This window comes from Streptomyces sp. NPDC042100 (assembly GCF_055582325.1).
Genome location: NZ_JBVJDK010000020.1, coordinates 36,717 through 50,700 on the forward strand (window position 1 = coordinate 36,717; position 13,984 = coordinate 50,700).

14 protein-coding genes are annotated in these 13,984 nt (G+C 73.6%); 5 read left to right on the forward strand and 9 right to left on the reverse strand.

Annotated features, from left to right (window positions below):
- Nucleotide 1: 1 nt before the first annotated feature.
- From ACZ6J5_RS32490 to ACZ6J5_RS32500, 3 genes are all read right to left on the reverse strand, one after another.
- Nucleotides 2-1,345 (reverse strand): amidohydrolase, encoded by a 1,344-nt coding sequence (locus ACZ6J5_RS32490; protein ID WP_469397461.1) that lies wholly within the window; start codon nucleotides 1,343-1,345, stop codon nucleotides 2-4.
- Between the two features lie 139 nt (nucleotides 1,346-1,484).
- Nucleotides 1,485-2,168 carry a GntR family transcriptional regulator gene (locus ACZ6J5_RS32495; RefSeq protein WP_469397462.1) on the reverse strand — a complete coding sequence of 228 codons (684 nt, stop codon included), beginning with the start codon at nucleotides 2,166-2,168 and terminating at the stop codon, nucleotides 1,485-1,487.
- Between the two features lie 94 nt (nucleotides 2,169-2,262).
- Complete coding sequence (locus tag ACZ6J5_RS32500) at nucleotides 2,263-3,765, reverse strand: MFS transporter (RefSeq protein ID WP_469397464.1); 1,503 nt, start codon at nucleotides 3,763-3,765, stop codon at nucleotides 2,263-2,265.
- 143 nt (nucleotides 3,766-3,908) lie between these two features.
- On the opposite strand from ACZ6J5_RS32500, the gene ACZ6J5_RS32505 reads away from it, so the two are divergent.
- On the forward strand, nucleotides 3,909-4,349 hold the full coding sequence (locus ACZ6J5_RS32505; RefSeq protein WP_469397466.1) for a MarR family winged helix-turn-helix transcriptional regulator: 441 nt from the start codon (nucleotides 3,909-3,911) through the stop codon (nucleotides 4,347-4,349).
- Between the two features lie 131 nt (nucleotides 4,350-4,480).
- Here ACZ6J5_RS32505 and ACZ6J5_RS32510 read toward each other — a convergent pair whose 3' ends face one another.
- From ACZ6J5_RS32510 to ACZ6J5_RS32530, 5 genes are all read right to left on the reverse strand, one after another.
- Complete coding sequence (locus ACZ6J5_RS32510; protein WP_469397468.1) at nucleotides 4,481-5,692, reverse strand: ABC transporter permease; 1,212 nt, start codon at nucleotides 5,690-5,692, stop codon at nucleotides 4,481-4,483.
- Nucleotides 5,689-6,438, reverse strand: coding sequence for an ABC transporter ATP-binding protein (locus tag ACZ6J5_RS32515; RefSeq protein WP_469397470.1), 750 nt, complete (start codon nucleotides 6,436-6,438; stop codon nucleotides 5,689-5,691). The genes ACZ6J5_RS32510 and ACZ6J5_RS32515 overlap by 4 nt, the downstream gene beginning before the upstream one ends.
- Nucleotides 6,435-7,517 carry a peptidoglycan-binding protein gene (locus tag ACZ6J5_RS32520; RefSeq protein WP_469397472.1) on the reverse strand — a complete coding sequence of 361 codons (1,083 nt, stop codon included), beginning with the start codon at nucleotides 7,515-7,517 and terminating at the stop codon, nucleotides 6,435-6,437. Before ACZ6J5_RS32520 ends, ACZ6J5_RS32515 begins: the two co-directional genes overlap by 4 nt.
- The gene (locus tag ACZ6J5_RS32525; protein ID WP_469397474.1) at nucleotides 7,514-8,167 is read right to left on the reverse strand and encodes a hypothetical protein; all 654 of its coding nucleotides are present in this window, start codon (nucleotides 8,165-8,167) and stop codon (nucleotides 7,514-7,516) included. Before ACZ6J5_RS32525 ends, ACZ6J5_RS32520 begins: the two co-directional genes overlap by 4 nt.
- Before the next feature lie 273 nt (nucleotides 8,168-8,440).
- Entirely contained in the window at nucleotides 8,441-8,833 is a 393-nt protein-coding gene (locus ACZ6J5_RS32530; RefSeq protein WP_469397476.1) for a LecA/PA-IL family lectin, read from the reverse strand.
- A gap of 570 nt (nucleotides 8,834-9,403) precedes the next feature.
- Between ACZ6J5_RS32530 and ACZ6J5_RS32535 the strand changes: the two genes are divergently transcribed.
- From ACZ6J5_RS32535 to ACZ6J5_RS32550, 4 genes are all read left to right on the forward strand, one after another.
- Nucleotides 9,404-10,093, forward strand: coding sequence for a response regulator (locus ACZ6J5_RS32535; RefSeq protein WP_469397478.1), 690 nt, complete (start codon nucleotides 9,404-9,406; stop codon nucleotides 10,091-10,093).
- Entirely contained in the window at nucleotides 10,090-11,643 is a 1,554-nt protein-coding gene (locus ACZ6J5_RS32540; protein WP_469397480.1) for an ATP-binding protein, read from the forward strand. The genes ACZ6J5_RS32535 and ACZ6J5_RS32540 overlap by 4 nt, the downstream gene beginning before the upstream one ends.
- Nucleotides 11,643-12,182: a GerMN domain-containing protein gene (locus ACZ6J5_RS32545; RefSeq protein WP_469397481.1), complete on the forward strand. Its 540-nt coding sequence runs from the start codon at nucleotides 11,643-11,645 to the stop codon at nucleotides 12,180-12,182. Before ACZ6J5_RS32540 ends, ACZ6J5_RS32545 begins: the two co-directional genes overlap by 1 nt.
- A 223-nt stretch (nucleotides 12,183-12,405) precedes the next feature.
- Nucleotides 12,406-13,578 carry an LLM class flavin-dependent oxidoreductase gene (locus ACZ6J5_RS32550; protein WP_469397483.1) on the forward strand — a complete coding sequence of 391 codons (1,173 nt, stop codon included), beginning with the start codon at nucleotides 12,406-12,408 and terminating at the stop codon, nucleotides 13,576-13,578.
- A gap of 94 nt (nucleotides 13,579-13,672) precedes the next feature.
- Here the strand turns inward: ACZ6J5_RS32550 and ACZ6J5_RS32555 are convergent, their stop codons facing one another.
- The gene (locus tag ACZ6J5_RS32555) at nucleotides 13,673-13,966 is read right to left on the reverse strand and encodes a hypothetical protein (RefSeq protein WP_469397484.1); all 294 of its coding nucleotides are present in this window, start codon (nucleotides 13,964-13,966) and stop codon (nucleotides 13,673-13,675) included.
- Between the last annotated feature and the right edge of the window lie 18 nt (nucleotides 13,967-13,984).

The following is a 13,984-nucleotide window of genomic DNA, read 5'->3' on the forward strand; positions in this document are numbered from 1 at the left end:
GTCAGGCCAGGAACTCCCCGTCGCGGGCCACCACGACCCCGCCGTGCACGACGAGGTCCCGGCGCGGCATGTCCACCACGACCTGCGGCAGGCACTCGCCCCGTACGAGGACGAAGTCGGCCGGCGAGCCGGGCCGCAGGTCGGCGTGGGGCAGGCCCATGACGTCGGCGCCGCCGTCGGCGGCCACGCCGTAGCAGTCCGCCAGCTCCTCGTCGAGGCGGACGTCGGTCACCCAGCCGAGCAGGTGCGCGCGGTGCATCATGTCCGCGTTGCCGAACGGGCTCCAGGAGTCGCGCACCCCGTCGGAGCCGAGTCCGACCCGTACGCCGTGCTCCCGCAGCCGCGCGATCGGCAGGACCAGGGAGTCGGAGGGGGCGACGGTGGTGAGGGCGATGTCCTGGGCGCCGAGATCGGCCGCGATCGCGCCGAGCTCCCGGTCGGACAGGGCGGGCAGGCAGAACACGTGGCTGACCGTGACCTTGCCCGCGAGGGAGAGCGCGCGGGTCCGCTCGATGATGCCCCGCATGGCCTGGATGCCCCGCTCGCCCTGGTCGTGCAGGTGGATGTCGACGCCGACGCCGTGGCGGTCCGCGATGCCGAAGACGAGGTCGAGCTGTTCGTCCAGGGCGTGGTCGAAACCGATCGGGTCGATGCCGCCGATCATGTCCACGAGCCCGGCGCGGGCCGCCTTCTCCAGGAGCGCCGCCGTCCCCGGGGCCCGCACGACGCCGTGCTGCGGGAACGCCACGACCTGCACGTCCAGCGCGTGCCGCAGCCGCCCGCGCGCCTCGGCCAGCCCCTCGACCCCGGCCAGGCCGTAGGCGGGGGCCACGTCGGCGTGGGCGCGCATCGCCCGGGTGCCGCGCGCGACGGCGTGGGACATCAGCCCGTACGCGCGCTCGGCGACCGGCCGCCGCTGGGCGCGGAACAACTCCACGTCCTGGGCCACGTAGTCGGCGATGCCGTCGGCGGGCCGCCGGGAGACCCAGGAGCCGCCCCAGGTCGTCTTGTCCGGGTGGATGTGCGCGTCCACGAGCGACGGCAGGGCGATCCGGCCGCCGCCGTCGACGACCTTGGCGCCGCGCGGCGCGGGCCCGGCCGCCACCCGCCCGTCGACCACGACCAGGTCGGTGGCCTTCGCCGCGCCGTAGGGGCGCACGTCGCGGAAGACGACCGTACGGTCCCGGTGCCGGGCGGCTCCGGCGGGCGCGGGAGCCGCGGCGGCGGGGGCGGCGGCGCCCACGGCGGCCGTGCCGCCGGCCAGGGCGGCGGCACCGGCGCCGGCGAGCATCGTGCGGCGGGACAGGGCGGGTGCGGGAGCGGCGGGAGACGACGGCTGCTGCATGGGGACTCCTGGGCAGGGGACCAACGGCTTCCGGTTTTTGTATACCAAGCCCCAGGCGCCGAACAAGGGCAGCCGTGAATCACCTGGAAAGGGAGGCGTGGGGGTGGGCGTGGGGTGGAGTCTTGGTATACAAATACCCTCAGCTGTCGCCGAACAGCGACCGCAGCGCGACCGCCCTGCTGTCCCGGACGTGCAGGAGGGTGGCGGCACCCGCCGCCTCCGCGTCCCCGGCCGCGATGTGCCGGAACATCTCCGCGTGCTGGGCCCGCATGTGCGCGGGCTCCTCGCGCAGGCCGAACAGCAGCCGCAGCTGCCAGCTCAGCTGTTCCATCACGCGGCCGAGCAGGGGGTTGCCCGCCATGGCGACGATGCCCTCGTGGAAGGCCGTGTGCGCGGCGACCTCGCGCGCGCCCTCGGGCTCCGCCGCCGCCGACTCCGCCTGGTGCAGCGTCGCCTCCAGCGCCGTCAGGCCCGCCGGGTCGCCCGCCGAGGCGACCCCGGCCGCGAGCCGCGAGGCCTGGACCGCCAGCGGCTCCCACACCTCGTACAGGTGCTCCACGTCGGCGCGTTCCAGCCGCCGGACGCGGACGCCGCTGTGCGGGAGCAGTTCGAGGAGCCCTTCGGCCACGAGGGCGCGCAGGGCCTCGCGGACGGGTACGCGGGACATGCCGAGCTCTTCGGCGACCTCCCGCTCGACGAGGCGGGAGCCCTGCTCGTACCGCCGGTCGACGATGCGCTGGAGGACGGCCTCGCGCGCCCGCGCGCCGAGCGGCCCCGATCCGGCCTCCCTGGCCGCCGTCCCGGCCCTGCCGCTGTCCGCCACCGTGTCCGACCTCTTCCGTGCCGTGCCGTTGCCCGGACCGCCGAGGGCCCGCCGCGCCGAGGATACGACGGGCGCGCCCTCGGGCGGCGCCGCCTCAGGCGCCTGCGGTCGCGGGGGCGCGCCCGGCGGAGGGTGCGGGCGCCGCCGCGCCGCCGAGGCCCGAAGCGGCGCGCAGGCCGAAGCGGGCGATCACGGCGACGAGGGCGAAGGCCGCCGCCCCGATCCAGAACGTGAGCGTGAAGCCGGACTCGGCGGGCAGCGGCGGGACGCCGGCCGGCAGGTGCTCCACGGTCCCGGAGGCGAGGATCGTGGTGACGACGGCGCTGCCGATCGCGCTGCCGGTGGAGCGCGAGATGGAGTTGATGCCGTTGGCGATGCCGCTCTGGTGGTGCGGGACGCTCGCCATGATGACGGCCGGCATCGCCGCGTAACCGAAGCTCACGGCCGCTCCGACGACCACTCCGGCGCCGATCACCGAGGCGGTGTGGCCGTGGTCCAGGGCGAGCCAGCCGAAGCCGGCGGCGCCGAGCGCGGCGGCCAGGACCAGCGCCGTACGCGGCCCCCGGTGCCGGACCAGCTGTCCGCCGACGGGGGAGGCGAGCAGCGAGACGATCGCGCCGGGCAGCAGGAACTGCACCGAGGCGCGCAGGATCGACGCGTCGAAGCCGTAGCCGGTCAGCGCCTGGGGCATCTGGACGAGGTAGGAGACGCCGAGGAAGTTCGCGAACATGCCGAAGCCGACGAGGACGCCGGCCAGGTTGGCCATGAGCACCGGCCGGTGGACGAACATCCGCATGTCCACCAGCGGCTCGCGGACCTTCAGCTCGACCAGGACCCAGACCCCCGTCATGACCGCCGCGCCCGCGAAGGAGCCCAGCGTCCGGCCCGAGGTCCAGCCCCACTCGTGCCCCTGCGAGATGGGGAGCAGCAGGAGCAGCAGGGTGGCGCCGAGCGCCAGGGCGCCGAGGAAGTCGGTGCGCCCGCCGGTCTTGTGCCGGGTGGCGGGGACGAGGAAGACCACGCCGAGCAGCGCGAGCGCCGCGAAGCCGGTGGCCATCCAGAAGGCGCTGCGGTAGTCGGCGTCCGGCCCCGAGGTCAGCAGGCCCGTGGCGACCAGGGCCAGCCCGCTGCCGAACGCCAGGGTGCCGCTGACCAGGGACATCGCCCCCGGAAGCTTCTGCGGGCGGACCTCCTCGCGCAGCACCGAGAGGGCGAGCGGGAAGATCGCCGTCGCCGCGCCCTGGAGCACGCGGCCCAGGATGAGCAGCGGGAGCGAGGTGGCGAGCGCGGCGACGACGGAGCCGGCGACCATCACGCCGAGCACGGCCACCAGCGTCGGCTTCTTGCCGTGCTGGTCGCCGAAGCGTCCGAGCAGCGGGGTGAAGACGGCGGCGGAGAGCAGCGTGGCGGTGGTCACCCAGCTCACCTCGGCGGTGGAGGCGCCGAGGTCGGAGCGGATGAGGCCGAGGATCGGGACCGGCAGGGTCTGCATCATCGACACGACCATGGCGGCCAGGCTCAGCGCGAAGACGACGACCGTCTCGCGTCTGGCGCCCTCGGTCGCGCCGGAGGCGGTCGGTGCGGTGGTGGTGGTCATGTGGGGGACTGCTCCCTGGCTCATCGCTTCGCGACATCGATGATTGATGTCGTCAAGTACTTCGGCGATGACGGTAGGACTCGATAGTTAAGGAGGTCAAGTAAACAATTGATAATGATAAGGATCTTGAGTACGCTCGAAGCATGAGCGCGACGGCCCCCGAGACCCCCAGCAAGCTCCAGCTCCTGGAGCTCCTCGCCGCCATCGGCACGGCCCAGTGGCGGGACTTCGCCACCGCCGCCGCCCACCACGGCCTGACCTCCACCCAGGCCAAGGTCCTCGCGCAGCTCGACACCCCGCTCCCGATGCGCGCCCTCGCCACCCTCCTGGTGTGCGACGCGTCGAACGTCACCGGGATCGTGGACCGCCTCGAAGCCCGCGAGCTCGTCCGCCGCGAGCCCGACCTGCACGACCGGCGCGTCAAGAACGTGGTCGCGACCGACACCGGGCGCGAGACCATCCGCCGCGTCCGCGAGGAGATGCAGGCGACACACGGCGCCCTCGACACCCTGACCACCGAGGAGAGCGCCACGCTCTTCACCCTCCTCGACCGCCTGCGGCCCGGCATGGAGAAGGACGCCTGAGCGGAGGGCGGAGGGCAGAGAGCGAAGGGCCGGGGGCCGGAGCCGGGGGCGGCGCCGCTCCGGCCCGGGCCCCCGGCCCTCGGCTTGCGGCCCTCGCCTTGCGGCCCTCGCCTTGCGGCCCCGGCCCCGCCTCAGGCCGCGTTGAGCGCCGTGGTCGGATCCAGGCGCGAGGCCCGGACCGCCGGATAGAGGCCCGCCAGCGCGCCGATCAGCAGCGTCGCCGCGAGCCCGCCGCCCAGCGACCAGAGCGGGACGACCGGCGTCCATCCCTGCACCAGCGCGAAGGCGTGCGTGGCCACCGCACCCAGCACGGCCCCCGCCACGCCCCCGAGCGCGGACAGCAGCAGCGACTCGGTGAGGAACTGCAGCCGGATGGCGCCCCGGGTGGCCCCGAGCGCCCGCCGCAGCCCGATCTCCTGCCGCCGCTCCAGCACCGACACCACCATCGTGTTCGCCACGCCGACGCCCCCCACCAGCAGCGCCACGGCCCCCAGTCCCAGCATCAGCGCGGTGAGACCCTTGTCGGTGGCCGCCTTCGCGGCCAGCGCGTCCGACGGACGCGAGACCTTCACCCCGGCGGGATCCCCCGGACTGACGGTGCGCGCCAGCACGGCCCGCACGTCCTCGACGGAGCCGTCCGAGGACCGCTCGAAGACCGTCGTGGGATGCCCGTCGAAGCCGAGGTACCGCTCCGCCGCCGGGAAACCCAGCAGCGCCACCCGGTCCAACTGCGGCACCAGCTCGACCGGTTCGAGGATGCCGACGACCACGACGTACGTGTCGTTCATCATGATCTTCTCGCCGGGCGCGCCGATCCCGAGCCGGCGCGCCGCCACCGCGCCGAGGACCGTCACCGGCAGCCGCTCGTTCGCCCGGTTCAGCCACACCCCCCGGCCCACCTCGGCGCCCAGCGCCTCCAGCAGGTCCGGCCGGGCCGCCTGCGCCGTCACGCCGGCCGTCCGCTCCTGCGGCACGACGTCGCTGCGCCGGATCCGCGCGTCCACGTCGGCGGTCGCCGTCGCGTGCTGGACGGGGCCGATCCGCTCGACCATCGCCACGGCGTTCTTCGGCAGCGTGACCTGCTGCCCGTACGCGTCCCGGCCCGCCTCCGCCGTGAGCAGATTGGTGCCGAGCCGGTCCAGGCGGGCCATCAGATCGGCACGGCTCGACGTGGACAGGCCGACGACGGCGATCATGGTCGCGATGCCGATGGCGATGCCGAGCGCCGACAGGACCACCCGGGCACGGCGGGTCCGGAGCCCGATCGCCCCCGTCCGCAGCACATCGCGGAGCGCCGGCCGAGCGGGGCGCAGGGACGCGGACTCGGGCGCCGCCGCCGTCACGCTCCCACCTCCGGTCCGCCAGTGTCCGGGCCGCAGGCCCCCCGCCCGTCGCGTCCCGAGTCGGCCACGACCGCGCCGTCCCGGAACCGCACCCGCCGGGGCAGCGACGCGGCGATCTCGTTGTCGTGGGTGATCACGCACACCGCCGTGCCCGCCGCGTTCAGCTCGCGCAGCAGCTCCATCACGATCCGCCCGGACTCCGTGTCGAGCGCGCCGGTCGGCTCGTCGGCCAGCAGCAGGTCCGGCGCGCCCACCAGCGCCCGCGCGATCGCGACCCGCTGCTTCTCGCCCCCGGACAGCTCCGTCGGCCGGTGCCCGAGCCGGTGCCCGAGCCCGACCCGCTCCAGCGCCGCCCGGGCCCGCGCGCGGCGCTCCCGCGGGGCGACGCCCGCGTACAGCAGCCCGTCGCAGACGTTGTCGACGGCGTCGCGCCCGGCGGACAGGTGGAAGTGCTGGAACACGAAGCCGATGTGCCGGGCCCGCAGCGTCGACAGCTGCGCGTCCGACAGCGAGCCGACGTCCCGCCCGGCGACGTGGACGCTGCCCTCCGTGGGCCGGTCCAGGGTGCCCATGATGTTCAGCATCGTGGACTTGCCCGAGCCCGAAGGGCCGACGATCGCGAGGAGCTCCCCCGCCCCGACGGTCAGGTCCACCGCGCGCAGCGCGTGCACCGGCCCGGGATGCGTCTTCGACGCGCCCCGCAGCTCGACCACGGGCGGCGCGGCGGAGCGTTCGAGGACGGTCACTGCGCCGCCACCCCCACCCGCATCCCCTCGCGCAGCTCCGCGCCGCTGACCTCGATCTTCCCGTCGGCCGTCATGCCCGTCGCCACCCGCACCACGCGGGTCTTCGCACCCTGGACGACCTCCAGGCCGTAGCCGCCGTTCGCGCCGCGCAGCGCCACCACCGCCTCGACGGGCACCACGAGCACCCCCTTCCTGCTCTCGCTCACGAACCTCACGCTCGCCGTGGCCCGGGCGTCCTCGCCCGACGGCGCCCCGTCGTCCAGGGTCACCTCGACGGTGATCCCCTCCTGGCCGCCGCCCCCGGCCGCCCCGTCGCCGGAACCGGCGTCCCCGGGCCGGACCGTGCCGGTCACCTTCCCCCGTACCGTCGTCCCGCTGGGCAGCGTCACCTCGACGCGGGTGCCCGGCGCGGTCAGCGGCGCGTCCGCCTGGTCGAGATCGGCCCGCACCACCGGCTGCGGCGAGGCGACCGTGAGCACCGGCTTCTCCGGCCCCACCTGGTCCGCGAGCGCCGCGTCCGCCGCGACGACCCGCACCCGGCCGGTCTGGAAGACGACGTCCCCCTTGCCGACCCGCCCCGTAGGCTCCCGGTTCAGCGACTTCTGCCACCGCTTGACGGCCGCCTCGGTGGCGGCGTCGTACCGCGTGTCGACGTACAGCCCGCGGCCGAAGCCCAGATCGCGCAGGTTGCGTTCGAGCTGGAGGACGTCGGTGCCCCGGTCGCCCGCCCGCATCTCCCGGAACATCGGCACCGGCCCGTACAGCAGCGTCACGGGTTTGTCGTTCAGCTCGTACAGCGCCTGCCCCTGCCGCACGGTCGCGCCCTCCTTCGCCGCGACCGTCACCGTGCCCTCGACCGCCGCCTTCACCGGCCGGCGGCCCGCGAAGTCGAGCCGGCCGTCGACCGTCTTGCTGCTCACCAGATCGGTGCGCACGACCGTGGCGGTCGCCGGCGGCAGGCCCGCCGCACCGCCCGCGGGCTCCGCGCCCGACCCGGCGCCCAGGACGACGGCCCCGGCGCCGCCCGCGAGGGCCACGGTCAGCGCGCCGCCGAGGACCAGCGCTCCGCGCCGCCTCACTGCATTCCGTCCAGACCGTCGAGGAGCTTGTCCTTGCAGGTGTTCACGGCCTGCTTGTACGCGGGGGAGGAGCGGTCGAAGGAGGGGCTCGCCGGGTTCGGATCGCCGCCCGGGATGACGTTGCCGCCGGACATCGTCGGGTTCTGGAAGCGGGACACGCCGTTGTCGCGCATGCACTTCGCGTGCGCGAGCATCGACTCGTACTCCGCCTGCGCGTCCCGCTCCGGCTCCTGCTGCTGCGCCGCCAGCAGCTCCTCGACACAGGCGCCGTTCCGGCCGCCCTTGGATGCCTCGGGGTGCGCGGCGCTCAGTTCGTCGATCTTCGACCAGTCCAGATAGCCGCTCAGCTTCGGGTCGGGGAAGTCCTTGACCCCGGCCTTGGTGCGCATACAGCGCACGTACACCATCTGCGCGTCGTAGAAGGCCCCCTTCCCCGCGGAGGCCGGACCGCCGCTCGGGCCGCCGCCGGGCGTGGCCGCCGTGGCGGACGGCTCGTCGGGGACGGTGGCCACGCCGCTGTCCTTCACCCCGTCGCCGGAACCGCAGGCGACGGCGAACGCGAGGACCGGGAGGGCGAGGAGCGACGCGAGGAGAGGACGGGCACGGGGGCCGGTACGGGTACGGGACCGGAAGGAGATGTTCGAGGTCATGCGGAGGACTCTCGGGCGTGTGTGTGACGGTCCCTCTCGCGCCGTTCCATGAACGCGTAACACCACATGATGAGCACGTAACAATGCCCCCGCCCGGGCCGGACACACCGCCGGGAACGTCGCGGTCGAGTTCCCGGAGCGGGACGGCGCAGGCGAGGGCGCGTCAGGGTGCCGCCCTCCAGTCGAGGGCGGGACTTGTCCGTCGTTCAGTTCTTCGTGCCCGGCGTACGGGCGTCGGCGGCCGTGAGGACCTGCCGGTCCGCGGCGGGTTCGTCAGGCGACGATGCCGTGGTTCTGGATCATTACGGCGTATTCGCCGGAGTTGTCGACGTACGCTCCGGGCCGGTCGTTGTAGGCGACGGTGATCTCGCCGGCGTCCGCCGAGCGGAAGGTCTGGGTGGAGCCGACGGCGAGCCAGGGTCCCGAGCCGACGCGGGCGATGAGCATGCCCACGGGGGCTCCGGGCAGTACGAGATCGGGTGCCGTGTACGCGCCGGCGTACTTGGCGTTCTGGAACCGGGTGCCGTCGGGGAAGGTGTTGCCCCCGTTGTAGGAGGCCCGGCCGCTTCCGGAGACGGTGAAGAGGTCGTCGCGCTGTACCGTCACGCCGGTCTTCACCCCGCCCTCGGTCTTCGCGGGCACGGTCACGGTGTTGAAGTCACCCATGATGACGCCTTCCTGTTCGATCGCATCGGATCGGCTGCCGCGTGTGCCCGCTACCGCCGGCACGAACCGCGGCCCCGGCTCTGTCCTTGGCGCCGCCACCATCGGGTGACCGCGGACGGTCGCCAACGATGGCCGATGCGACCCGTCGCCGCCAGTGGGACCGCGCGGCAACCGGCCATCAGCACATGCCGACGGCCCGATGCGACCTTCGTCGGCGTGGGGAACGTTCCGGTTCCTCCGCGCGTGACGTCCCACGGCCCTGCGGGGTGGTCGGCGTCGGCGCCCACGACAGGTTCCACTCCGGGGGCGGGGCCCGAGTCTGGGAGGGCTGCGTGAGATCCGCCGGATGCCCCCGTCGCCAGGTGAAGGCGATGTGAAAACTGACCGGATTTCACAAGAAACCACACAAAGATACTTCCGACCGACCGACCGACCGACCGACCGACCGACCGACCGACCGACCGACCGACCGCCTCGCCTCGGCTGGGCGGACTTCCAGTGCCGCGCCGGGGCCGCCTTCACCTACGTCGGTGACAGGTACCGGGCTCGCGGGCACCCATAATCGAACCCATGCCCTATGTGCTTCTCATCGAGGACGACGCCGCCGTGCGCGACGGCATGGAACTCGTCCTGCGCCGACACGGCTACGAGGTCGCCACCGCGGCCACCGGTGAGGAGGCCCTCGCCCTGCTCGACGGCCCCGCCGGGCGGACCGTCGAGCTCGCCGTGCTCGACCTCATGCTGCCCGGCATCGACGGCTTCGAGGTGTGCCGCCGGCTGCGCGCCCGCTCGACCCTTCCCGTGATCATGCTGACCGCCCGGGGCGACGACGCGGACATCGTCCGGGGACTGGAGGCGGGCGCCGACGACTACGTCGTCAAACCCGTCACCGCGCCCGTCCTCGAAGCCCGCATCAAGGCGGCCCTGCGCCGCGCCGAACCGCAGCCCGCGCAGCCGGAGCGCTCCGAGTACACCGGGCTCGTCCTCGACCGGGCGGGGCTGACCGTCACCAGGAACGGCACCCCGGTCGCCCTGCCGCCCACCGAACTGCGCCTGCTCCTGGAACTCTCCGCGTCCCCGGGCCGGGTCCTCAGCCGCGAGCAGCTCCTCGAACGGGTCTGGGACCACGACTTCCTCGGCGACTCGCGCCTCGTCGACGCGGCGGTGGGCCGCCTCCGCGCCAAGATCGAGGACGAGCCGGCCCGCCCCCGCTACATCCAGACCGTGCGCGGCTTCGGCTACCGCTTCGGACCGGTATGAGGAAGCTCCTCCGTACGCGGGCGGGGACGCCGAAGCGGGCGGACGGCGATCCGGACGCCGGGACCCCGGGCGCGGGCGTCACGGGCACCGGGGGCGCCGGCGGCACCGCCCGCCGAGGCCCCTGGCTGGGCAGCCTCCGCACCCGGCTCGTCGTCACCTTCGTGCTCGTCACGCTGACCGGCTCCGCCACGGCGACGGCACTCGCGTACCGCGAGGCGCGCACCGCCATCCTCAAACGCGCCCAGGACTCCTTCCAGCGCGACCTGCACGACCGGATCACCGCACTCGCGCCCGACACCGACCTGCCGCCGACCGGGCGGGGGCTGACCGAGCTCGCCGAACGCGTCTCCTCCGGCCTCGACGGCGCCCCGCTCGTCGTCACCCGCTACCGCGACCTCCAGGGCACCTCCGACCCGCTCGCCGACCCGGGCCGGATCACCCCTCGGCTGCGCGAGGCCGTCCGCACCCGCGGCTCGATGAGCTTCCAGCGCGTGACCCTCCACGACATCCCGTACCTGGTCGTCGGCACCCCCGTCACCTTCGCCGACACCGGCCGGGCCTCCGGCCTGGAGGTCTACGCGGTGACCTCGCTGCGCCCGGAACAGGACGACACGGCGGCCCTGCTCACGGCGGTACGGGACGGTGTCGTGCCCGTCGTCGTCCTCTCCGCCCTGCTCGCCCTGCTCTCCGCGCGGGCCGTCCTGCGCCCCGTCCGCGACCTGGGCCGGGCGACGCGGAGACTCGCCGAGGGAGACCTGTCGATCCGGGTGGCGGTGCAGGGCCGCGACGAACTGGCCAATCTGGCGCAGGACTTCAACGAGACGGCCGACGAGCTGCAGTCGTCGGTGGCGCACCTGCGCGACCAGGAGGAGCGGGCGCGCCGCTTCGTCGCCGACGTCTCGCACGAGCTGCGCACCCCGCTGGCCGCGATGACCATGGTCGCCACCGTCCTGGAGGAGGACGCCGACCAGCTCCCGCCGGACACGGCACGGGCCGCCCGGACCGTCAGCGCCGAGACCGCGAAGCTGTCGCGGCTGGTCGAGGACCTGATGGAGATGTCCCGCTTCGACTCGGGCGCGGCCCGCCTGACGCCGGCCGAGACCGACCTGGCCGAGGCGATCCGGGCCAGCCTGGCGCTGCGCGGCTGGACCGACCAGGTCGACACGGCCCTTCCCGACGGCGTACGGATACGGCTGGACCGCCGCCGCCTCGACGTGATCATCGCCAACCTGGTGGGCAACGCCCTGCGCCACGGCGCCCCTCCGGTCACGGTCACCCTCGCGACCACGCGGGACACGGCGGCCGTCACGGTCGCGGACCGGGGCCCGGGGCTGTCGCCGGAGGCGCTGGCCCATGTCTTCGACCGCTTCTACAAGGCGGACGCGGCCCGCACCCGCTCCGAGGGCAGCGGCCTCGGCATGGCGATCTCGCTGGAGAACGCCCGCCTGCACGGCGGCACCATCGAGGCCTCCAACGCCCCGGACGGAGGCGCGGTGTTCACCGCGACCTTCCCCCTGACGCTCCCCCCGGCCCCGAAGGCGAACCCCTGATGCCCCCGAGAAGACCCCGCCCCACGCGCCGGCCGCCGCGAGCGCTGACGACCGCGCTGGCCACGCTCTTGGCGGCGGCGAGCCTGACCGCCTGCGGGGTGCGGCCGAGCGGGGTGATCAGCGCGGGCGAACCCCCGACGGGCCTCACGAAGGGCCTCCGGCTGTACTTCGTCTCGGCGACGGGCCACCTGGAGGGCGTGTCGCGTCCCGACATTCCCATCAGGGGCCTGGACGAAGCCCTGAAACTCCTGGCCACGGGCCCGTCCGAAGCGGAACAGCGCCGGGGCCTGACCACCCTCGTCCCCCGGGCGCCGTACGACGCCACGGCGGACGGCACCCGCGTGACCCTGACCGCCCCGGACACGACGTTCTCGGGCAACCGCCGCGACGACCTGATCAACGGCCAGCTCGTCTGCACCCTGGCCCGCGCCCACTCCTCCCTTCACCCGACCGCCCGCCCGGACGACGTCCAGGTGACCCTGGCGGGCGCGGGCAAAGCCCTGGGCCCGTACCGGTGTTCCCAGTTCCTGGGCGGCTGAGGCGTGGTGCCGATGCGGCGCCCGGAGCGGTTCGGCCGCCGGAACCGCGGCGGACGGGAACTGAGTACAGTGTTGCTTCCTATCGGACTCCCGGGGCGTGCGGGCCCGGCCGTCGCCGAGGCGAGCGGCGGATTCGTGACGGCCCGGAGGATGAGCAGTGCGCGGGGGCGCCCTCCAGCCGGGGGACGCCTGGCCGATCTCTGATCCGACGGAAGGGCACGAGATGCGTTTCGGAGTCTTCATGGCACCGTTCCACACCGCCAAGGGGCAGAATCCCCTCACCGCCTTCGCGCGGGACCTGGCCACGCTCCGGCAACTCGACGAGCTCGGCTACGACGAAGCCTGGATCGGCGAACACCACTCCGGCGGCTCGGAGCTGATCGCCAGCCCGGAGATCTTCATCGCGCACGTCGCGGCCCAGACGAAACACATCAAGCTGGGGACCGGCGTATTGTCTCTGCCGTATCACAACCCCCTGTGGGTGGCGGACCGCGCCATCCTGCTCGATCACCTCACCCGGGGCCGGTTCATGCTCGGCCTCGGACCCGGCTCCCTCCCGACGGACGCGACGATGATCGGCATCGACCCGGTCTCGCAGAGGGCCGCGCTGGAGGAGGACACCGATGTCCTCCTCCAGTTGCTCACCGGGGATGAACCCGTCACCAAGAAGACCGCCCGCTACAACCTCGTCGAAGCCAGGTGCCAGTTACGCCCGTACACCACACCCTGTTTCGAGGTCGGCGTCGCGGCGATCGCCTCGCCGTCCGGTCCGCGGATCGCGGGCAAGCACGGGCTGGCACTGCTGTCCATCGGCGCGACCATGACCGGTGACCTGGACATGCTCGCCGCGCACTGGAACGTGATGGAAGAACGAGCCCAGCGCTTCGGCACCGTCATCGATCGCTCCGCCTGGCGGCTGGTCGGGCCGATGCACATCGCCGAAACCAAGGAACAGGCGTACGAGGACGTCGCGTACGGACTCGACGACTGGTGCCGCTACCTGCAGTACGAAGCCGCGGTACCGCACTTCGAGCCCGGCGGCTCCACGCTGAAGGAACGCATCGACTGGATCAACGAGTCCGGCGTCGGCGTCATCGGCACACCGGACGACGCGATCCGGCACATCCGGCTGTTGCGAGAGCAGTCCCGCGGCTTCGGCTGCTACCTCATGATGGCGCACGAATGGGCGAGGGCAGATGCCACTCGCCGCCATTTCGACCTGTTCGCGCAGGAGGTCGCCCCACGTTTTCAGGGCAGTCTCGACCGTCTCGATGCCGCGCGGGCCCTCGCGGTCGGGCGCAGGGAGGCGCTGTACGGCCGTATGGGCGAAGCGCTCGACGAGGCGAAGGCCCGACATGCCGCCGAGCGGACGGCGCGGGGCGACGGCACGGAGTGACCCGGCCCCGTGGCCGCGCCACCCCGTGCCGAGGGGGTGCCCCTATCTCTTTGGTCAAGCTGTTGGGGTGCCCCCGGTGGCGGCGGAGCGTGCGTCAGCCGTCGGCCGCTGTGTCGATGCCTGCGTATTCGTAGATCCAGCCCGCAGGGGTGTCGGGGGATCGAACTGCCAGGTAGATGTGTTTGGTGGTGGGGTTCCAGGGTCCTGGTGTTCGACCTGAGCGTCCTCGGAAGCCTGCGGGCGGTAGTCCTGACTGGTCGAGCTGAACGATTTTGGTCCGTCCGTGGAAGGGGCCGCTGACGATCTTGATGCCGACGGTGTTGTTGACGGTTTCGCCCGCGAGCCAGCGACGGATGAGTGCCAGGTGCTCGGAATTCTCGTCCCCCATGGCGGAAGCTGACCATGG

What these genes read in the sequence shown, in the direction of transcription:
- ACZ6J5_RS32490 (WP_469397461.1), bottom strand. Translation starts at nt 1,345, where the DNA reads ATGCAGCAGCCGTCGTCTCCCGCCGCTCCCGCACCCGCCCTGTCCCGC.
- ACZ6J5_RS32500 (WP_469397464.1), bottom strand. Translation starts at nt 3,765, where the DNA reads ATGACCACCACCACCGCACCGACCGCCTCCGGCGCGACCGAGGGCGCC.
- ACZ6J5_RS32505 (WP_469397466.1), top strand. Translation starts at nt 3,909, where the DNA reads ATGAGCGCGACGGCCCCCGAGACCCCCAGCAAGCTCCAGCTCCTGGAG.
- ACZ6J5_RS32525 (WP_469397474.1), bottom strand. Translation starts at nt 8,167, where the DNA reads ATGACCTCGAACATCTCCTTCCGGTCCCGTACCCGTACCGGCCCCCGT.
- ACZ6J5_RS32530 (WP_469397476.1), bottom strand. Translation starts at nt 8,833, where the DNA reads ATGGGTGACTTCAACACCGTGACCGTGCCCGCGAAGACCGAGGGCGGG.
- ACZ6J5_RS32535 (WP_469397478.1), top strand. Translation starts at nt 9,404, where the DNA reads ATGCCCTATGTGCTTCTCATCGAGGACGACGCCGCCGTGCGCGACGGC.
- ACZ6J5_RS32540 (WP_469397480.1), top strand. Translation starts at nt 10,090, where the DNA reads ATGAGGAAGCTCCTCCGTACGCGGGCGGGGACGCCGAAGCGGGCGGAC.
- ACZ6J5_RS32545 (WP_469397481.1), top strand. Translation starts at nt 11,643, where the DNA reads ATGCCCCCGAGAAGACCCCGCCCCACGCGCCGGCCGCCGCGAGCGCTG.
- ACZ6J5_RS32550 (WP_469397483.1), top strand. Translation starts at nt 12,406, where the DNA reads ATGCGTTTCGGAGTCTTCATGGCACCGTTCCACACCGCCAAGGGGCAG.
- ACZ6J5_RS32555 (WP_469397484.1), bottom strand. Translation starts at nt 13,966, where the DNA reads ATGGGGGACGAGAATTCCGAGCACCTGGCACTCATCCGTCGCTGGCTC.